Genomic DNA, 20,818 nt, shown 5'->3' with positions numbered 1-20,818 from the left:
AGGGCCAAGCTTACTCCCGAATCAACCGATCTTAAGAAAAGTGGCCCAATGGATGGCCTTGCCGAAGATGACCTGAAAAACAGAGTCCATCCCGAACAACAGGGGCACCCATAAAGAGAAAAACGGCCCCAAGGTGACGTTGTACAGCGGTCGGATGAAAACAATAAGCAAAAAGAGAAAGAAGGCCCACTGCTCAAATTGCTGCAGCTTCAACCGGGTATGGACCGGAAGGAACTCCTGCACGATCCGGTATCCGTCGAGAGGCGGCAAGGGCAGCAGATTGAACAGAAACAGAATCAGGTTCATAAAGATCAAGAGGCTCAAAAAGACTCGCACCGCCTCGAATACACCGGGGCTCATCAGGTCAAACAAGCCGAAATAAGCCAATAGATATGTTAATAGAATACCGATAAAAGCTATGACCAGATTGGCAAGCGGCCCGACGGCGGAAACAATGATGCTCATTAAACGCGGTTTGCGGAAGCTGCTTCGCCTGACAAGCACCGGCTTGGCCCAGCCGAAGCCGACCAGAAAGATAAGGATGGTCCCGAGAAGATCCAGATGAACCTTTGGGTTTAATGTGACCCGGCCCATCGAGCGCGGGGTCGGATCGCCGAATCTGTCGGCGGCGTAAGCATGCGCGAACTCGTGCAGCGTGAAAGCGATCAGGAGCACGAGAAAAACAAACGGAATTTGCTCCAGCGGAAATCTCAAAAAATTTTCCAAAACGGGTCCCTCCGCCCTCTACAATTTTCGCGCAACAAGAGCGACCCAATCTTGTTCCTGGTAAGTTGCCTCTATAACAAAGCCATGCTCTGTCAGCGCTTGTTCCACTGCCGCCTGCTTGGGCGCTATGATCCCGGATGCGATATAGACTCCTCCGGGCTGCAGGGCTTCGTAAACATCCCCTACGAATTGCAAAATGATTTCCGCCAATATATTGGCTACCACCACCTGCACCGGGAGCCGGACCTGCGCTGCCTCCGAAGCCGGGGCTTGTCCTTTCAAAGCCCCGAGAAGATCGCTTTGCATGACGTGAATCTGCTCCTCCAGACCGTTCAATCTGGAATTCTCCGCCGCACTGGAAACGGCCACAGGATCCAGATCAAGCGCGAGCACTGCTCTCGCTCCCAGCTTGGCTGCGGCAATCGCAAGCACTCCGGAGCCGGTGCCGACATCGATCACATCCTCACCGCCGCGAATGACCTTGTCCAATGTTCTAAGACAAAGAGCCGTTGTCGCATGCGTTCCCGTACCGAAGGCCATACCGGGATCCAGCTCCAGAACAATTTCCCCGGGAGACGGAGTATAGTCTTCCCACGTTGGCTTGACCGTCAATCGGTCCGAAATCCGCAAAGGCTTATAGTACTGCTTCCAGGCAGTGGCCCAATCCTCGTCATCCACAAGGGTATGCCCGAATACGGGCGAGCCTGTGTCAATTTCGAACTCTTCCAATTGCGCTACCGATTGCTTCAGCTTCGCCAACAGGCTATCCATGTCCGTTCCTTCGGGATAGTAGCCTTTAATGATGGCCCGGCCCTCCGGAATATCGTTCAAAGGAAGCTCATACCATTGCCCCAACGATGTGTCGCGAGGCTTGTTGAGCGTTCCGGATTCCTCAATCGAAACTCCACCCGCCCCAAGCTCATGCAAAAAATTAGTAATCATTTCAACGGCTTCTTCTGTCGTATCTACCGTAACTTCATGCCAACGCATGAAAACCCTCCTATCCATTCGGCAACTACGCCGGGAAATACATTAAGGTCTATTGTACTACATCCTATACACCAGTAAAACTTTTTTGGCAGATAAATATGAATATGGCATATAGGAGCTAATGTTTGTTACGGCACAAGGATAAACGGTTATCGCCGTCCTTTGGACTGGCGCGTTTACCGATGAAATATAAGACAGGTATAAGGTGAACTTATACCTGTCTTATATTTGAAGAAAACCGGGGAAAAACCCCGGTTTTGACAGATTGACATGCCTGCAGCATGAGGGGGATGCGCTTCGATAAGCCTGCCTTCGTCCGTCTTTAATGATTTAGAGCATCTGGGTAAGGAGAATGCCGAGCATCCGTTTCTCTGTTTTCCAATATAGGGCCCCTACGGCTCTCAAACAAGGCCGCCGCTTTCCTCGATTACTTTTAAAGCTTGCTGGTGAATATCTTCCTCAACGACGGCCGTGAGCAAAATATCCCTGCCCGTAACCACATCCTCCTGGCGGCCGTCGCTCATTCCGCTTGCGGTTACATCGGCCGCAATCAGTACACCCACATCCTTATTGGACACATCGGCATCGGAGGTCAGAGCTCCAAGTCCGCTGACATTCCCCGTTAGAGGATTGAACGTTTCTTCCACCGGCTCGCCGGGAAACCGGCTGATCCGATCGATCTGCACGTCGACCGCACGCATCGCCTTTAGTTTGGACGCCACTTCCTCGGCTTCCTCCGGGCTTTTGAAATAGGCCAAAATATTTTTCTCCGCCATCAGGACTCCGCCCTTTCGTCCGCCGCTTCCGCTCTTGCCAAAGCCTCCAGATCGTCTTCATCGGCGAGCTCTCTCGAGAATTCAACATCCTCATTTCTGGCTATCGGCAAGTTCTTGTCATTCATTGTTTGCAGGTCTTGCGGGTTTTCTCTTTCCTTCATCACTTTGTCCATCCTCCCTTATCACTGTTTCCTCTAAATCTCTGAGACCAGCGGCATCCTGCTTAAGTTAAAAACTTCGCGCCGCTTTTGTTCCATTATGCCTGCCGCCTTCCGGTATCGCTTATAACGATGTATAGGAGTTTTAACGGACCCTAGAAACCTTAATGGCTCCAGAATGGTCTTTCGGTAATTTTAACGGACTCGAATGACCCTATTCCCAAGAAATTCACACGAAAGTAGGAGAATTCCAAGCAATAAGCGCAGCTGTGTCCGTTAATCCAAGGATAAACGGCTATCGCCGTCCTTAGGACGGGCACGTTTACCGATGAAATATAAGAACAGGTATAGATGAAAACTTATACTTTCTTATATTTTAAAAAAACGCCTATTTTGACGAAATAGGGTCTCCCGGTTCCGTTACATTTTCGCTGTTGGACTTTTCACTATCTTTGTCATGACATTTAGATTTCCCTGGGTTTGCAATGGCCTCTGCCGGGGCGGATTTCCCTGATCCCGCATAGTTTAACCTTCCCTTCCCCGGTTCATGCAATAATCTGTCCAATTGAGGCAAAATCAACTAACAAGGATGGCTGTCGGTGAGCAGGCTCTTGTTCTATAAGTGCTTGTTGAAGGATAACTTAGGGAAGCCAAATGAACGATGTGAAATTCCTGTTCGTCGGAATGCGGACCAGCTTATTTAGTTCGTTGACAAGATCCGCCCGATTCGTTTTCCTTGGCGAGACACACAAGGCTCATAATCATGCTAGGGTTTCAAATCCATGCAAAAAGGACCGAATCGTCCAAGACGACCGGTCCCTTCAATGATTCCGCTATTAATCCCCGAGGAATGCTTTCTTCATCCGCTCGAAAATCGATTGATTCTGCTCGTGCGTCTTCTCTCCGCTAAGCTTGGAGAAGGCGCGAAGCAATTCCTTCTGTTCTTCGTTCAGATGGGTCGGAGTGACCACAACGACCTTCACATGCTGGTCTCCCTGGCCGTAGCCCCGCAATCTCGGAACCCCTTTGCCTCTTAATCGGAAATAGGTGTCTGTCTGTGTTCCCGCCGGGATTTTCAGCTTAACCTTCTCCGTCAGTGTAGGAATTTCTATTTCATCGCCCAGCGCGGCCTGGGTGAAGGTGAGGGGAACCTCACAATAGATATCGTCGCCCTCACGCTCGAAAAATTCATGAGGCTTCACACGAATAACGATGTACAAATCTCCAGGCGGGCCTCCGCGCGTTCCGGGCTCCCCTTCGCCCGATACCCGAAGCTGAGCACCTTCATCCACACCGGCCGGGATTTTAACGTGAATTTTTCTCCGTTTTTTCACTTTGCCCGTACCGTGGCACTCGCCGCATTTTTCCCGAATGATCTGCCCTTGCCCATTACACTGCGAGCAGACCCTTCGGTTGACAATACGTCCGAACGCCGTATTCTGAATGACTTCCTGCTGACCGGTTCCCTTACAGCCCGGACAGGTGTCCGGCCGCGTTCCCGGCTTTGCCCCGGAGCCATGGCAATGATCACAGGATTCCGTCCGCGGGATTTCGATGTCGGTCTCTTTCCCGAATACCGCCTCTTTGAACTCGATCGTCATGGAATATTGAAGGTCGCTGCCTCGTTGGGGGGCGTTAGGATTCCTTCTGCCGCCTCCGCCGAAGAACATATCGAAGATATCTCCGAAGCCTCCGAAATCCATTCCTTCGAAACCGCCGCCACCCATTCCCTGGTTAGGATCTACATGGCCGAACTGGTCGTAAGTGGCCCGTTTCTGGGAATCGCTCAGAACATCATAAGCTTCCTTAACTTCTTTAAACTTCTCTTCCGCATCCGCTTCTTTATTCACGTCCGGGTGGTATTGTCTCGCCAATTTCCGGAACGATTTCTTGATCTCCTCGGGAGTCGCGTTACGATCCACCCCAAGCACTTCATAATAGTCGCGTTTACTCACTTGTTCACCTCTTTCCGCCGGTGTTCTGGAGGCTGCCTTATCCTAAGAATGATGACAGAATGTCAAAAAAGCTCCCTACAGCAAGGAAAGTCAAAGTCAGGCCGGTCCCGACTTTGACCTCCTTCAGTCAAATCCACAACCAAAGAACAATTCGGATATTACTTTTTATCCTTGTCGTCCACCACTTCGTAATCGGCGTCCACTACATTCTCTCTGCCTTTGGCCTCTTCTTTAGCCCCTTGCTCCGGATTCTGTCCGGCTTGAGCCTGTTGAGCCTGTTCATACAGCTTAACCGACAATTGTTGAACAACCTGGGTCAGCTCTTCGGTCGCTTTCTTAATCGCATCTATATCATTGCCTTCCAGAGCCTGCTTTACTTTATCCTTCGCTTGGTTGGCTTTGTCGATTTCAGACTGGTCTACCTTATCTCCCAAATCTTTGATCGTTTTGTCGACTGTGTATACCAATTGATCCGCTTCGTTGCGCGCTTCCACCATTTCTTTGCGCTTGCGGTCTTCCTCCTCATGCGCTTCAGCTTCCTTCATCATGCGGTCGATTTCTTCATCCGTCAAACCGCTGGAAGATGTAATGGTAATCTTCTGGCTTTTACCCGTGCCTTTATCCAATGCAGATACGTTCACAATACCGTTGGCATCGATATTGAACGTAACTTCGATTTGCGGAATGCCGCGCGGTGCAGGAGGGATATCTCCGAGCATGAATCGGCCCAGCGTTTTATTGTCCGCTGCCATTGCTCTTTCCCCTTGCAGAACGTGGATTTCCACACTCGTCTGATTATCTGCGTAGGTGCTGAAAATTTGCGATTTGCTGGTCGGAATCGTCGTATTGCGGTCGATCATCTTGGTGAAGACGCCGCCTGCGGTTTCGATTCCAAGGGAAAGCGGAGTAACGTCGAGAAGAACGACATCTTTGACATCACCTGTCAATACGCCCGCTTGAATCGCTGCACCCAGTGCAACCACTTCGTCCGGGTTAACTCCTTTGTGAGGCTCTTTGCCGGTCAATTTCTTAATTGCCTCCTGAACGGCCGGTATACGCGTTGAGCCTCCGACCAGTACGACCTTCTGAATATCGTTAGCGCTGAGGCCGGCATCGCTTAACGCTTGGCGGGTCGGTCCGAGAGTTCTCTCTACCAAATGAGCTGTCAATTCCTCGAACTTGGCGCGGGACAGATTCATCTCGAAGTGCTGAGGCACTCCGTCCACCATCGTAATAAACGGAAGAGAGATTGTCGTCGTCAGCACGCCGGACAACTCTTTCTTCGCTTTCTCCGCCGCATCCTTCAGCCGTTGAACAGCGGCTTTGTCCTTGCTTAGATCAACGCCCTGCTCTTTCTTGAATTCTGCAACCATATAATCCATGATCGCTTGGTCAAAATCGTCTCCGCCCAGCTTGTTATCACCGCTGGTGGCCAGCACTTCGAAAGTTCCATCGCCCAGTTCGAGAATGGACACGTCGAACGTTCCTCCGCCCAAGTCATAAACCAGGATGGTCTCCTCTTCTTTCTCCAGACCATAGGCCAGAGCTGCGGCTGTCGGCTCGTTGACGATACGCAGCACTTCAAGTCCTGCAATTTTGCCCGCATCCTTGGTTGCCTGACGCTGGCTGTCGTTAAAATAAGCAGGTACGGTAATGACGGCTTGCGATACCGTGCTTCCCAAATAAGCTTCTGCGTCGGCCTTGAGCTTCTGCAGAATCATCGCGGAAATTTCCGGAGCTGTGTAGTCTTTGCCGCCAATGCTCACTTTATGGTTAGTCCCCATATAGCGCTTAATGGATGCGACTGTTCCATCAGGGTTGGTAATCGCCTGACGCTTGGCGCTTTCACCGACCAGTCGTTCGCCGTCCTTCTTGAAGCCGACGACCGAAGGTGTGGTGCGGTTTCCTTCCGGGTTAGGAATAACAACCGCTTCGCCGCCCTCCATTACAGCCACGCATGAGTTTGTTGTTCCCAAGTCAATACCGATTACTTTACTCATACTACTCCTACCTCCTCAAATATGTCATATGCCGTTGAATGCCGCTTAGTGCACGAAAAGCTTACATGCTGACCTTGACCATGGAAGGACGAATAACCTTTTCTTTCAGCACGTAGCCCTTCTGCAATTCTTCAACAACGATTCCTTCTTCATATTCTTCCGATTCCACCTGCATAACCGCCTGGTGGTACTCCGGATTAAAAGGCTGGCCTACCGCTTCAATCGGCTTCAGTCCTTCCTGTTGAAGCACTTGATCCAATTGGCGGAAGGTCATCTCCAGTCCTTTGACGAGCGCATCGAAATCTTTAGTTCCCTTGCTGGATTCGATCGCCCGTTCGAAATTATCGACAACCGGCAGAAGCTGCTCGATCAGATTCAAAGAAGCATATTTGGCAAACTCCTCTTTCTCTTGACGGGTTCTTCTGCGGAAATTATCGAAATCGGCCTGGGCTCTCAGATAGCGCTGGTAGTTTTCCTCCGCCTGCCTGCGAAGCTCCTCCATACGTTCGTCGGCGCCCTCCTCGGCATCTGCCTGCTCTCCGGCAGAGCTTGCCTGGGCCGACCCGTCCGAAGCGGCTTCCGTCCGGCTGTCCTCCGGCTTGTCTGATCCGGCTTCACCTTCTATGTTATCCTTCTTCAGGTTGTTATCCTCTTCTATAACGGCTGCATCTTTCTCTTGTTCACTCACGAATGTTTCACCTCCTTAATAGCGTTACACTGGAAGCATTGATGATTTATAGAACTTTTCCAACGCTATAAATCCGACTTCCACATTCCAGAATTTCTGACTTAATCACGTTCCGTGTAACCCGGCTTCATCTTAACAACGGTATGAATTCTTAGAATGGCCGAAGCTACTTCCCCCGCCGCTTGGATGGCATGGATCTTGACCAAAGCCGGATCGACAATCTCCCTCTCGAGACAATCGATCAGCTCCCCGGTATCGCAATCGATACCGATGGCATCGGAATTCGTCTCCGCTTGGCTAGCCTTGGCCAGCTCCACCTTCTCCAGCGGGTTGTAGCCTGCGTTAACGACTATTTGTGCAAGAGGCTTGCGCAGAGCGCGGGCGACGGCCGACAAGCCGAACGCCTCCATTCCGTGAACCGTCTCGCGATACCGTTCGATTTCCCTTGCGGCTGCCAGCTCGATGGTTCCTCCGCCGGGTACATACCCCCCGCGAAGTGCGGCCTGGACTGCAGCGGCCGCATCCATCGCGATCCGTGACAGCTCGCCGCCGACTTCGCGGGTGCTGGCTCCCACCAGAATCGAGACGGCCGGACGGCCTCCGCCTTCTGCTATTTTAACCTTCTCCAGCCGCTCGTCATACCCGATTTTGCCGGCGCGGCCAAGAAAGACCTCTAATTCTTCCGGTGATTTCTCCAAAGCGGCGCGGCGGACCGGCCTGGCTCCGGTAAATTCACACAATAACCGCAGCTCCCGGCGGGGAACCCGTGTCAGTAGGAAGATTCCGCGGTCGGCGCAAAATTGTTCCGCTTCCGGATCGGCACCGCGGTCGACCGCGATGACGCCGATCCCCAGCTTCGCCAATTGTTCAAGCTGGCTTCGGAATCTGTTCCTTCGGAGCATATATTCTTTAAATCCCGATTCGGTCTTTAAAGCTTCTTCCTCGGTTTGTTCGGGCTCCAGCGCATCCTGAAGGACCAGGATTCGCTGTTCCGGCAATTCTGCAAGCCATGGCAGCATGGACGGCTGCCGGTTGATCAGGATTCCCGGCCATACTTCGCTGTGTTCGGCTGCGGATGGAACGACGGCATCCGCCAGCCGGTAGGTTTCCTCACACAATCTTCGGGTGCCGGCATATTGGGCGGCCCGGATCACCAGGTTGGCGATCTCTTCGCGCTCACGGCCCGCCACATACGCGATCCGGTATAAAATCGGATCGTCCGTGCCGGACACTTGACGTGTCCGCTCCCGCAAATAGCCGATGGCAAGCCGAACTCCTTCCTGAATTCCGGCTACCACCTTAGCCACGGGAACCCCCTTCAGCACCTCGGCGATTCCTTCGGCGACCAACGCTCCCGACAGCACGGTAGCCGTTGTCGTGCCATCGCCAACCAACAGCTGCTGCGACCGGGCGACCTGCACCATCAGCCGGGCGGCGGGATGGGAGACATCCATCTGCTCGAGAATCGTCGCGCCGTCGTTCGTAATCAGGACATCTCCCTGACCGCCCACGAGCATCGTATCAAGCCCTTTGGGGCCGAGCGTTCCCTCTACGGCCGAACAAATGGCCCTTACGGCACCCGCATTGTTCAACAGCGCGGAATGCCGTTCCTCTCCTTCGGAATGGCCTTGCTTCGTTTGACTCATTCGCCTGGTATCCTTCCTCTATTATTTATACCAACGCGCCAGCAGCAGCGCCATATCCTTGGAGACGTAATCGAGCAAGCTGATTACCTTGCCGTACTCCATTCGGGTCGGGCCGAGAATTCCAACCGTTCCGAGACATTGTCCGTCCAAGGAGTAAGTGGCTGTGATCAGACTGCAGTTGCTCATCGCCTCCAGCGAGTTCTCGCTTCCGATCCGGACCTGAATCCCTTCCGGCAGGTCGTCCAGCAGCTTCATGATCGCCGGAGTTTCTCCCAATGTATCGAGAATGAGCTTGACTTGATCGACGTCCTTAAACTCCGGCTGGATCAGCATATTGGTTGCCCCGCTCATATAGATTCGATCCTGCTCGTTATGTTCCAGAGCGGATTCGACCGTGCGGATGAGCTCTTCGTATTGGGTGACATGCTTGCTCAGCTCGGCGCCTATCTCGTTATACAGCTTGGATTTCAGCTGAAAGAGCGGGACCTGGGTCAGCTTGGCATTCAGGATGTTAACCGCCTTCTCGATTTCCGAGATCGACATGCCATCCGGAATTTGGACAATGCGGTTCTCCACATGCCCGGTATTCGTGACAAAAATCGCCACCCCGGTCCTTTCATCCAGCGGAATGATTTGCAGATGCTTCAGCGTAGTGCTGAACACCTCGGGTCCGAGAACAATGGACGTATAATTGGTCAATCCGGAAAGAATGGTTGCCGCATGCTGGAAGATCTGTTCCATCTCCTGTATTTTCTCAGCAAAAAAAACCTTCATCACATTCAGCTCGTGACTGGATAAGGTTCCATACTTGACTAGATGGTCTACATAATAACGGTATCCCTTATGGGATGGGATTCGGCCCGCAGAAGTGTGCGGCTGCTCCAAATAACCCATTTCCTCCAAATCGGACATCTCGTTACGGATCGTTGCCGGGCTGAAAGCCACATCTCCCCGCTTGGAAATGCTTCTGGAGCCGACAGGCTCAGCGGATCGAATGTAATCATCAACGATGGCGTTCAATATTTTTCTCTGGCGCTCGGACAACATGTCAATCCCTCCCATGCAGTTGCGAGTGCGGTTAGCCGTTATAGGCGCGGATAAGCTGCCGCGTCCTTCGTTAGCACTCCACTCAAACGAGTGCTAAGTGATACTACAAAAATACCAGACCCAAACGCAAGTTGTCAAGTTAATCCAAGCGTTTGAGCACGGCAATTTCGTCACAGCAATGCTGCTTTTTGCAATGAATGCAGTCGGTCCATACCTTTTCCGGGAAAATATCCTTTGGTACAACCGTGAAGCCCATTTTTTCAAAAAAAGCGACCTCGTAGGTTAAAGCCATAATCTTGGGAATTTTTTCCTCTCTCGCTTCCCGGATTAAATAATCGACCAGCTTTCGGCCAATTCCCCGGCCCTTGCAGCCCTCGGCCACTCCCAGAGAACGGATTTCAACCAACTCCTGTCCTAACTGGCACAGGGAGCCGCAGCCCAGCAAACGGCCTTCCTCTTCCGCAATGACAAAACTGTCTAGGGAATATTTAAGCAGTTCCTTGGAACGGGGCAGCATAATTCCTTGTTGGGCATAGCCGTCAATTAGCTGATATAAAGCATCCAAATCATGCTCCGCCGCTTTTCTACAGATTACAGCCATCGTCATCACCGCCAAATCCAAATACTGTTACAACGTTCTTATTTAGAAGTCCGGAGGATTATCAGACTGCTTCGACCAGATCCGAGTAAGAGAAAGTCTTGGCCCGTTATCCGTTGGATTTCCCTTGGCTTTCTCTTGAATTTGCTCTTGAATATTTGAAATCCTTTTCCTGAACTTTTAAAAGAGTTACGTATAAATATACAACACTATGAATAATCAATTCAAGATAAAATTCCGATGAATTCGGCGAAAACTTCATTGCCAAGCAGTATTCCTTTATCGGATAACCGGACTCTGCCTTCGTCTGCTTCCAGCAACCCCTGCTCTGTCAGACGGTTAATAACCGGGCCGAACACTTCCATCAGGCTTTCGCCGAATTGATCGGCAAAATCGTCTTCCGAGACCCCGCTCAGCACCCTCAAGCCGACCATCATAAAATCCTCCATCGCTTCGCCGCGGCTGACTTCATTGGCCTCCAGAATCGGAAGCCCTTGCCGGGTTGCGTCGATATAGGGCTGGATGCCTTTGACATTAATATGCCGCACCCCTTCCATATAACCGTGCGCACCGGCTCCTAATCCGTAGTAGCTGCGATTATGCCAGTACATTAAATTATGCCGACTTTCGAATCCGGGAATGGCAAAGTTGCTGATTTCATATTGGGCATATCCGGCCTGCTTCAGCTTGTTCATCGTCATCAAGTACATGGACAGCTCTTCCTCTTCTTCGGGAAGCGGCAGCTCATTTCTCTGATACAGCTTGTGGAATAAGGTATTCTCCTCCACCTTGAGCGCATATATCGAATAATGCTGCAAATCCAGCTCAAGCGCCTTGTCCAGGGAATCGCTCATCATCCCGACCGTTTGCTTCGGCAGACCGAGCATCAAGTCGATGGACAGATTGGAGAAGCCGATCCGTTTCGCATTCTCAATGCTTTCATATACATCGTCCACCGAGTGGATACGACCGATCCGTTTCAGCAATTCAGGATCGAAGGATTGGACCCCGAAGCTGATCCGGTTAACCCCGCCGGCTTTCATGACCGCAAGCTTCTCTGCATCGGTCGTGCCGGGATTGGCCTCCATCGTAAATTCGAAACGGTCCGTCCGATCCGGAAAGTACGTCTGCACCAGGCCCAGAAACCGCTCCATCTGATCAGGCAGCAATACCGTAGGAGTACCGCCGCCTACAAATACGGTTTCCACCCTCCCGGCGGGGAAACGCTCTACCGTCATCGCCATTTCCCGTTCCAGCGCATCCAGGTATTCGGTCACAGGCTGTCCTTTAAGCACATAAGAGTTGAAATCACAATAGTGACATTTATTGGTGCAGAATGGGATATGAATATATACCGCCGAAGCGGGGGTGAAGAACGGCTTCATAAGGGCATCCTCACTTTCCTCGGGATTGCTTCTGACTGGAAGCATAGATTAGATGGAATCCTGCTTGAATGGATCCATACTAACAAAAAGGCAGGAAGGCTGTAAGCCTCCTGCCGGAACAGCAGCGGCAGCCGGTGTGTCTACCGTCAATTGTCGTCCAGGCTGAGAACCGCCATGAACGCCTCCTGCGGCACTTCTACACTTCCGACCTGTTTCATCCGCTTCTTTCCTTCTTTCTGTTTCTCCAACAATTTACGTTTACGGGAAATATCCCCACCGTAACATTTCGCCAATACGTTCTTCCTCATCGCCTTAACCGTCTCCCTGGCAAGCACCTTCTGGCCGATCGCCGCCTGAATAGGCACTTCGAACATTTGGCGCGGGATCAGTTCCTTCAGCTTCTCGCAGATTTGGCGCCCGCGATGGTATGCCCGGTCGCGGTGCACGATGAACGACAATGCGTCTACCTGCTCTCCATTTAGCAAGATATCCATCTTCACCAGATTGGAACGCTTGTAACCGGAGAAATCATAGTCGAACGAAGCGTAGCCTTTGGTGGACGATTTCAGCCGGTCGAAGAAATCGTAGACGATTTCGGACAGCGGGATGTCATAGGTCAACGTTACCCGGTTGGTATCCAGGTATTCCATATTGATGAATTCCCCGCGCTTGCCTTGGCACAGCTCCATAATCGCACCGACAAAATCATTGGGAACGATAATCGAAGCTTTAACGAACGGCTCTTCCACGTATTCGATCTTCCCTTGCTCGGGATAATTGGAAGGATTATCGATTTCGACCGTCTGCCCGCTGGTCAGCGTCACCTTGAAGACAACGCTCGGGGCCGTTGTGATCAGCGGAATATTGAACTCTCGCTCGATCCGTTCCTGAATAATCTCCATATGAAGCAAACCGAGGAATCCGCACCGGAATCCGAAGCCGAGCGCCGAAGAGGTTTCGGGCTCGTAGCTGAGGGAGGCGTCATTCAGTTCCAGACGCTCCAAGGCTTCGCGCAGATCATCGTAATCGGATGTTTCAATCGGATACATTCCGCAGAACACCATCGGATTGATGCGGCGGTAGCCGGGCAGCGGCTCGGCCGTCGGATTCTTGGCATCGGTGACCGTATCCCCTACCCGTGTATCCTTAACATTCTTGATCCCGGCCACAATGAACCCGACATCGCCGACATAGAGCTCGTCCACGATCGACATCCTCGGCATAAACGCTCCGACCTCAATGACTTCGAACGTTTTGTTCGTCGCCATGAATTTGATTTTGGACCCGGCCTTGATCGATCCGTTCACAACCCTGACGTAGACGATAACCCCTTTGTAAGGGTCGTAATGAGAGTCGAAGATAAGCGCTTTAAGCGGCTCATCCGGATCTCCCTGGGGAGCGGGAACCTTGGTCACGATCTGCTCGAGAATTTCCTTGATCCCGATCCCGGCCTTGGCGGAAGCCAACACCGCTTCGCTGGCATCCAGACCGATGACATCCTCAATTTCCTGCTTAATCCGCTCCGGTTCGGCGCTGGGCAGGTCAATCTTGTTAATGACCGGCAGAATTTCCAGATCATTGTCCAACGCCAGATACACGTTAGCCAAAGTCTGGGCTTCGATTCCCTGCGCCGCATCGACGACCAGCAGAGCCCCTTCACAGGCGGCCAGGCTTCGGGACACCTCATAAGTAAAGTCTACGTGTCCGGGAGTATCGATCAGATTGAGAATGTAGACATTGCCGTCATCCGCCTTATAGTTCAAGCGGACGGCATGCAGCTTGATCGTAATTCCTCTTTCCCGTTCCAGATCCATCTGATCAAGCACCTGATCCTGCATTTCCCTCGTCGTCAATGCTCCGGTATATTCCAAAATCCGGTCGGCCAGCGTCGATTTCCCGTGGTCGATATGCGCAATGATTGAAAAATTTCTAATGTTTTGTTGTCTTACACGAATGTCCGTCATGCTTACCCCCAAAAGAGCAATATACAATGACAATCATTATAGCATGCCGGGGGAACCCGCATCAATGAAATTGCAAAAAAGAGGCTATTGACCGAATAGCTTTAGCCGAATAGCTTCAACCAAATATCCAATCCACTAACCCGATAACCGCTCTCATGCCCAACTCGGAAAGCCAACGGACCGCTTCCCCGATTTTGTTCAGCAGCTTGTTCAAGAAGGATTCGCTAATCTTAAGCTCCGGCTCCGGGCGGAACGGCCCGGCCGGGGAAGCCCCCTCCCTGCCGAATTCATTCTTGGCTGCGGATGAGGAGGCTGATCCGTCTTGAGGCTGGCGGCCCGTATCAGAGGTACGGACACCGCCGGGAGAGCTTGAGGAGTTCGTTCCCTCCGAACGGACGGAGGAAGCCGCTGCGGCATCCGAAGGCGAGGTAGCAGAGCCGCCGGGCGGCCGGTCGGGTTCTAGCAAGCGCGCCGCTCCGGCCGGTTCATGGTCCGTAGATACCACATCTATCCCGTAGAAAATACCTGCAGCGAACACTAAAGCTACGAATAACAAGCGGTACGAGAAGCGCTTCATCCTGCCACCTCATCCGTTGGACGCGCCGGCGGGAGCATCCACCTTCTCCGCATCCCAATAGATTTCGGAAATCACGTCGGCCAATATATCTGCCGTGCGGTAGCTTTCCTCCAACGTATTGAAGGGACCGCCAATCTCAATGAGCACACTGTTAGGGGTCAAGGACTGGTTATACTCGGCATCTCCCTGGTGAGCCGATTTCCCCCAGATTCCCCGGGACAGCCCGGGCATTTTCTGCTCCAGCTTGTCGTGAATGCGGGAGGCGAACTGTTCGTTCTTTTCCCAATCCGGATTTTTCTGTCCGATGATGAAATAGACCTGGGCATAATCTACGCCGTCAATTCGGGCTGTCGTTTTCTCGCGGGGAAGGGAATCTCTGTGAATATCGAACACGAAATTAATTTCCGGATGCGCGGCAAAAGCTTCCTTCACGGTATTTCGGGAATATTTGTAGGATTTATACCAGCTGTAGTCCGCCTGTGTTTTCTTGTATTCGGGGCTGTAATCGACTGCCCCTACCCCCTTCTCCTCGAGCTTCTCGGCCAATCTCTTGCCTACTAGCGTAATGTTGAGCTTCTCGTCGTAAGCCTTATCCGCTTCTTCGATCCCTAACTCCGGCACCCAAGACTCTTCATAATGAGTGTGATAGATGAGCACCACTTTCTTATCCCCTGTCGTCGGCTTCTCCTGCGGAGGCTGGGATGAAGGCTCCGGCGATGGAGCAGGGCTCGGCGACTCTTCCGGGGGCTGAACGGCAGGATTCTCACCTTGCGAACCCGGTTTGTCGTCAGCCGGAGGCGGGCCATAATCCTGGGGCGGAGCTCCTGTACCGGTTCCCCGGATGGGTGTTGCGCTCGCATTCCCTAAGCCGGGAACTTCTCTCGCCAGCAAGGTTTTGGGATCCTTCGGGTTAATATCGGTAACCAAACGAAACAGAAACCCGAACACATTCTCCCCCGAAAAGGTAGATTCCCTCTCCCGGTTAAGCTGCGGAATCTCCAGTCCGATCATGTCGATAAAGAAATCGTTGGAAACCTGCGCCGCCAATCCTTTCATAGAGGAGAGCGGAGAGTTCTTCAAATAGGTTTGAGCATAGCCCGCCAATCCCAGAAATAGAAAAAATAACAGCGTACTGAGAGATAGAATCATCAGATTTTTGCTCATTACCCGGACATTTTGCGCGGTTTTGCGTATTTTGCTTAAATCCATCGTGAACGCTGTCCATTTCATATTACTTCCTCCGATCCCGTTAGTTAGTCTCGTAGAATGCTGCAGCTGTTTGTCTACTAAGCAATCTATGAAACGAAAACGGAAGATAGAACCGGCCCGGACAAATTATTGAGAGATTATGAGACTTCAGGAATCGAGCTTAACAGGCCAAAAAAAACCTCCAAATCCACTGTTTAAGTAGATAAAGAGGCCTGGGGGGGCTAACTGGATTTCATCCAGTTAGTTTTGCTCCTTTCAGGTAAAAAAAGAAAACTAACGGGAAAACCTCCAGCTAGTTTGTGCTAAAAGGACGATATCAGTAAAAAAACTCGATTCTAAGTACATTTTTTCCATCTAGACCCCCATGCCGCTGACCGCGACACCATCAGATGATGAAAATGGATGGATTTTCCAGGTAGAATAGAGTTGAATTGCTTCAATAGTGTGAAATTTGAAAACTAAATGGATTCCATACAGTTAGATTTCTATATTCGGAAGAAATATGGAAACTAACTGGAAAACCTACAGCTAGTTTGCGCCAAAACAGCCGTTTCGCCCAAAGTTGCCCATTTTAACTGTAGTTTATCCAGTTAGTTTGATCATTTTCGCCCATTCGCTTGAATCTACCTGTACAAAATACAGTTAGACGCGCCATTCCGCTTGCACGGCACCAGCAGAAAAGCGGTATTTAACCAAATGGCTGCTTTCGGGAACACCCCTATCCGGAGCTTGTATACTCTCTGATGGCATACCGGATTTCTTTTAACGAGGATAGAGTAAGGAAAGCTCCCTGCGGCTCGGCATTTACCTCTACCAGATTAAACTCCCAATCGTTGGGAGAAGGCAAATAGATGGAATGAATCCCGTTTTCCAGGGCGGGAAGCACATCGGTTCTTATAGAGTTGCCTATCATCCAGGTCCGCTTGCGGTCAAAGGGTCCGGATTTCAATATTTCGTCTAGCGCCTCTGTATTTTTGTGCCGGCGGACGAACATGCGGTTTTCGAAGAAAGCTTCCAGCCCCGCCTTCTTCACCTTCTTCTGCTGGACGGCCGGAACCCCGCCGGTATACAAGCATAGCTGATGCCCGTCGGTCCGCAGCTCCTCCAGAGTTTCCGCCATGTACGGATAAGGCTCGGCATCCTGATCGTAAACCGACCATCCCAGTTCCTTCAGCCAAGCGGTTTCCCGTTCCGAGACCGGCCGCCCATAAACCGCGGCGAAGTGCAAATAAGTGTCCACCAGCGATTGCGGAAAATGCTCCAGAGTAAACCCAAACCGGGTGACTCCGGAAATGTCGATATCCAGCTGCTTCTGCTTGATTTCGTCTATGCCGAGCCGGTATTCTGCAAACCACAGGGCCAGCTGCTCGGCAAAATGATCGATAACCCCTTGAAAGTATTTATTGCAATGGATCAATGTATCGTCCAGATCGAATAATAATGTTTGCTTGGTCATGATTCTATCTCCTTAATCTGCTATCTGAATGGCCGGCTAAAAGATTAGAATATACCATATTCTAAAATATTTCCTCTTCCAATGTAAAATCCATTATTTTGTCCCGCCCTGTTTTGCGGTCATCCGAAGCCACAGATTGAGTCCCCCTACAGAGACGTGTGGCCTTAGAAGCGTATTCCTTCCGTCCGCACTCTACTTGGAGTCGACGTCTAAACCTTCCTCTAAACGAGGTCGATCTTCTTGCTTCGCTTCGATAGTGGTTTATACAGTACTCGGAGGATCAAACGGAGAAAAGTGAGACGGCACCCGGAAACCGGGGAAATCCATACAGAGGCAGGAGACAATAAAATAGGCGGTGTCTGCACAGTTATGCAAACCCGCCGCAAGCCACCCGTAGAGTGCTTGGAAACCTAAGCCATGAATATTGCAAAACCCGCAACCTTCCAGTCCTCCTCAAACGGTTGACTTGGCCAAATCAAAAGCAGACTATTCTGCTTCTTTGTCCCTTCTTACGAACTTTTCCTTCTTCCGTACACAAAATAGAGCGTTATGGCGGACATAATCATCAAGATGACGGAATAGACGAGCGTCAATGCCTTCGTATCGGCCAGCGCCTGCGCGTCCGTGCTGTTTTTGATGACGATGCCGAGCGGCTGGTACAACGGATGGTACAGGAATACGGTCAAATCGTAATCGGCCAACGTGTTGTTGAAGTTTAGCGCCAGAACGGCGAGCGTCGACGGCAGGATAATCGGCAGCAGCACTCTGCGGAAGGTGTAGAACGTCTTCGCCCCCAAATTTCTTGCCGCATCCTCCAGGTTGCTGTCCAGGCTGAAGAAAGACGCTTTGACCATCCGCAGCGTGAACGGGATGTGTACGATCACATAGCCGAGAAACAGCATCCAGACGGTTCCTACCAGCACCGAATTCCCGATGACAAGCCGCGGCTCATTGAAGGTGACGATCAGGCCGATGGCGATCAACGTAGACGGCAGCATCCACGGAATCAGCAGCGCATATTCCAAAGCTGTTGCCCACTTGTTTTTATACTTGTGCAAAATACGCGAAGCGGCCAAAGTAAGTACGACAACGGCGATGGACGCGGATGCGGCATACGCGATGCTTACCAGGTAAGGCTTGAACGCAGCCATATTCGAGAACACCAGCACATAGTTATCCAAGGAGAAGCTGCTCAGGCTCAGTGTAGCCGTCGCGATGCTGTGCGCATCGCTAAACGAGAAAATAACGATCAGCACGACAGGTATGATGTATAGAATAAACAGAAAGTACGCAAGCGCATGAGCAGCGATATTGGCAAACTTGTTTTCGATTTTCTGTTTGACCAGCTCCGACTTGACTTTGGAAACCGACATAAAGTTGCCCCTACGTTCGAGACGAATCATAATCGTCAGCAAAATGAGCGTAGCCAAGCCGAGAATGAGCGCCAGCAAGGCGGCCAAATCTCTGGAGGTCATGCTCTTGGAGAATGTCAAAATCATCGGCGTAATCGTTTGGAACTCGGTACCGCCCAGAATTAAAGGAGCGGACGTCGCGGCCAGACCTGTTAGGAAAACCAAAATCGTGAGCGCGAACAAGGTCGGTTTTAGTACAGGGAGAACGACCCGCCACAAAATATAGAATGTGGAAGCCCCCATATTTCTTGCCGCTTCAATCGTTTGATAATCAATTTTCCGAATTGCATTGCCCAAAAACAACACATGGTTTGACGTGCAGGCGAACGTCATGACGAAGAGCACCGCCCAGTAACCGTGGAACCAGGTCGTATCGAAGGAAGGAAACACGCTCGACAGCAGCTTCGTCATGAAACCGTTTTCTCCATAGACGAACTTATATCCCGATACCAGCACGACGCCGCCGTAGATCAAGGTCGTAAAGTAGCCGAGCCGCAATATTTTCGCACCTTTGATAGCGAAGTACTCTGAAATGAGCACCAGTGTGATGCCGACAATGTTAACCGTAATGACCAGCGACACAGCCAGCAGAAAGCTGTTATACAAACTTGTCATCGCCCGCTTGGACGACAGCAGCTTCTCCACCGGCTCGAACGAAAAGGTGCCGCCCTTGAAAAAAATTTCATAATAAATGTTCAAATTCGGGTAAATCAGAAATGCCACGACGAACCAAGCAATCAGACCGTACATGATGAGCGCGGCCGGATGAATGGACCCGAGTCTGTTCCTCCATGTTTGCGCGTTCAAAGTCCTACCCCCAGTCCCTCAATACTGCAAAATATCGCCTGATCGGATAAAAATATCAACGGCGTCGCCGACCTTACGCTGATCCAGCCCGCTTTCCTTCTCGATCGTTTTGAGCAGGCCCCCTCCGGCCACTTGCAAAACATATTTGCTATATAGTCCATAGAATTCGCGGTCGGCCACTGTCCCCTGCAGATGGATGACGTCCGGGCCGGACAGAGGGAGCAGGCTTACCTTCTCATTCCGGATATAGGCCGTTTTGCCCGGGGCGATCCTCTCCCGCAAGCTGCTGCCGAGAATAAGTTCCGGCGCGATTCGGTTGATGTCACCGATAAAATTGCACACGAACTCCGTCTGCGAACGATCGTATACTTCTTGCGGAGTTCCGACCTGCTCGACATTGCCGTTGTTGAACACCGCAATGCGGTCGGACAAGGTCAGTGCTTCTTCCTGATCGTGCGTGACATAAATCGTCGTAATGCCGAACTGTTTCTGAAGCAGCTTCAGTTCATTCCGCAACTGCACCCTCAGCTTGGCGTCCAGGTTAGACAACGGTTCGTCCAGCGCGAGGATGGCCGGCTTCAGTACAAGCGCTCTGGCGATCGCTACGCGCTGCTGCTGACCGCCGGACAGTTCGGATACCTTCTTGAACAACTGATCGTCCGTAAGATCGACCTTGCGGGCTATTTCCCGCACATCCCTGTCCATTTCGTCTTTCGATGCTTTCTTGACACGCATGCCGAAAGCGATATTCTCGTATACATTCATGGTCGGAAACAGGGCGTAGCTCTGAAACACCATGCCAATGCCCCTTTTCTCGATCGGAACATGGGTAATGTCCCGGCCGTTCAACAGGATGCTTCCGCCGGAAGGCGCGATGAATCCGACCAGGCTGCGGAGAATCGTCGTCTTGCCGCAGCCCGACGGGCCGAGGAATGTAAAGAACTCGCCTTCGTTAATGCTCAAATTGAGGTTTTTCACAGCATGGAACGACCCAAAATGAATTTGTATATCTCGAAATGTAATCATCTTTATCCCTGCTTCTTAGTCTATTTCATGATCTGCAATTCAATTTTCTCGACCCATAGCTCGACATTGTCCGCTATGAAGCCCCAATCGAGAGGCTGCGCCTTTAAATTGGCGTACAGCTCTTTAACGGATTCGTTGGCACGCTCGACTGCCTTCGTATTCGCAGGCATTGCGTCGAATTGTGCGGCAAATTCGCCCTGCACTTCGGCGGAGCCCATCCACTCGACGAACCGTTCTGCCGTCGCCTGCTTCTTCGTGCCGTTCACAATGGCGATCTGTTCAACGATCATCGGAACGCCGATGTCCGGACTGACGATGCCGGCCTTCACTTTATACTGCTCTTCCTTCTTGGCCAGTGTACCGGAGACGATGGCTCCGAGAGGCGTCTTTCCGAGAAA

The 20,818-nt window shown here is 51.4% G+C and carries 17 protein-coding genes and 1 pseudogene; all 18 read right to left on the bottom strand.

The features are described from left to right. Positions 1 to 21: 21 nt before the first annotated feature. Entirely contained in the window at positions 22 to 726 is a 705-nt protein-coding gene (locus FS806_RS07555) for a site-2 protease family protein (protein ID WP_144934089.1), read from the bottom strand. 18 nt (positions 727 to 744) lie between these two features. Further along, positions 745 to 1,716, bottom strand: a complete 972-nt coding sequence (gene prmA, locus FS806_RS07550; RefSeq protein ID WP_144934087.1) for a 50S ribosomal protein L11 methyltransferase — start codon at positions 1,714 to 1,716, stop codon at positions 745 to 747. Between the two features lie 401 nt (positions 1,717 to 2,117). Next, on the bottom strand, positions 2,118 to 2,492 hold the full coding sequence (locus FS806_RS07545; RefSeq protein WP_144934086.1) for a hypothetical protein: 375 nt from the start codon (positions 2,490 to 2,492) through the stop codon (positions 2,118 to 2,120). Next, positions 2,492 to 2,653, bottom strand: a complete 162-nt coding sequence (locus FS806_RS07540; protein WP_144934189.1) for a YfhD family protein — start codon at positions 2,651 to 2,653, stop codon at positions 2,492 to 2,494. Before FS806_RS07540 ends, FS806_RS07545 begins: the two co-directional genes overlap by 1 nt. Positions 2,654 to 3,486: 833 nt before the next feature. Then, on the bottom strand, positions 3,487 to 4,605 hold the full coding sequence (gene dnaJ / locus FS806_RS07535) for a molecular chaperone DnaJ (RefSeq protein ID WP_144934084.1): 1,119 nt from the start codon (positions 4,603 to 4,605) through the stop codon (positions 3,487 to 3,489). A 158-nt stretch (positions 4,606 to 4,763) separates the two neighbouring features. Then, complete coding sequence (gene dnaK / locus FS806_RS07530) at positions 4,764 to 6,605, bottom strand: molecular chaperone DnaK (RefSeq protein WP_144934082.1); 1,842 nt, start codon at positions 6,603 to 6,605, stop codon at positions 4,764 to 4,766. Between the two features lie 61 nt (positions 6,606 to 6,666). Beyond that, on the bottom strand, positions 6,667 to 7,293 hold the full coding sequence (grpE, locus tag FS806_RS07525) for a nucleotide exchange factor GrpE (RefSeq protein WP_225312721.1): 627 nt from the start codon (positions 7,291 to 7,293) through the stop codon (positions 6,667 to 6,669). 101 nt (positions 7,294 to 7,394) lie between these two features. Further along, entirely contained in the window at positions 7,395 to 8,939 is a 1,545-nt protein-coding gene (locus FS806_RS07520; protein ID WP_144934080.1) for a TCP-1/cpn60 chaperonin family protein, read from the bottom strand. A gap of 21 nt (positions 8,940 to 8,960) precedes the next feature. Next, complete coding sequence (hrcA, locus tag FS806_RS07515; protein WP_144934078.1) at positions 8,961 to 9,986, bottom strand: heat-inducible transcriptional repressor HrcA; 1,026 nt, start codon at positions 9,984 to 9,986, stop codon at positions 8,961 to 8,963. 139 nt (positions 9,987 to 10,125) lie between these two features. Further along, positions 10,126 to 10,587 (bottom strand): N-acetyltransferase, encoded by a 462-nt coding sequence (locus FS806_RS07510; RefSeq protein WP_186328257.1) that lies wholly within the window; start codon positions 10,585 to 10,587, stop codon positions 10,126 to 10,128. 221 nt (positions 10,588 to 10,808) lie between these two features. Next, positions 10,809 to 11,969, bottom strand: coding sequence for a radical SAM family heme chaperone HemW (hemW, locus tag FS806_RS07505; RefSeq protein WP_144934185.1), 1,161 nt, complete (start codon positions 11,967 to 11,969; stop codon positions 10,809 to 10,811). Between the two features lie 146 nt (positions 11,970 to 12,115). Next, on the bottom strand, positions 12,116 to 13,933 hold the full coding sequence (gene lepA, locus FS806_RS07500; protein WP_144934074.1) for a translation elongation factor 4: 1,818 nt from the start codon (positions 13,931 to 13,933) through the stop codon (positions 12,116 to 12,118). A 115-nt stretch (positions 13,934 to 14,048) separates the two neighbouring features. Then, positions 14,049 to 14,510 carry a hypothetical protein gene (locus FS806_RS07495; protein WP_144934072.1) on the bottom strand — a complete coding sequence of 154 codons (462 nt, stop codon included), beginning with the start codon at positions 14,508 to 14,510 and terminating at the stop codon, positions 14,049 to 14,051. A gap of 9 nt (positions 14,511 to 14,519) precedes the next feature. Continuing rightward, positions 14,520 to 15,740 carry a stage II sporulation protein P gene (spoIIP, locus tag FS806_RS07490; protein ID WP_144934070.1) on the bottom strand — a complete coding sequence of 407 codons (1,221 nt, stop codon included), beginning with the start codon at positions 15,738 to 15,740 and terminating at the stop codon, positions 14,520 to 14,522. Between the two features lie 697 nt (positions 15,741 to 16,437). Then, a complete protein-coding gene (locus FS806_RS07485; RefSeq protein ID WP_144934068.1) occupies positions 16,438 to 17,175 on the bottom strand; it encodes an HAD family hydrolase in 738 nt (245 codons plus the stop codon). A 509-nt stretch (positions 17,176 to 17,684) separates the two neighbouring features. Next, the gene (locus FS806_RS07480) at positions 17,685 to 19,337 is read right to left on the bottom strand and encodes an ABC transporter permease (protein WP_186328261.1); all 1,653 of its coding nucleotides are present in this window, start codon (positions 19,335 to 19,337) and stop codon (positions 17,685 to 17,687) included. Positions 19,338 to 19,412: 75 nt separating this feature from the next. Beyond that, on the bottom strand, positions 19,413 to 20,420 hold the full coding sequence (locus FS806_RS07475; RefSeq protein ID WP_144934064.1) for an ABC transporter ATP-binding protein: 1,008 nt from the start codon (positions 20,418 to 20,420) through the stop codon (positions 19,413 to 19,415). Positions 20,421 to 20,440: 20 nt separating this feature from the next. Further along, positions 20,441 to 20,812: pseudogene (locus FS806_RS07470) on the bottom strand (extracellular solute-binding protein); the annotation flags it as partial. Positions 20,813 to 20,818 lie beyond the last annotated feature (6 nt).

The sequence above is a fragment of the Paenibacillus sp. 32O-W genome, assembly GCF_007679495.1.
Classification (GTDB): domain Bacteria; phylum Bacillota; class Bacilli; order Paenibacillales; family NBRC-103111; genus Paenibacillus_L; species Paenibacillus_L residui.
This window is presented reverse-complemented; position numbering and strand designations above follow the sequence as displayed.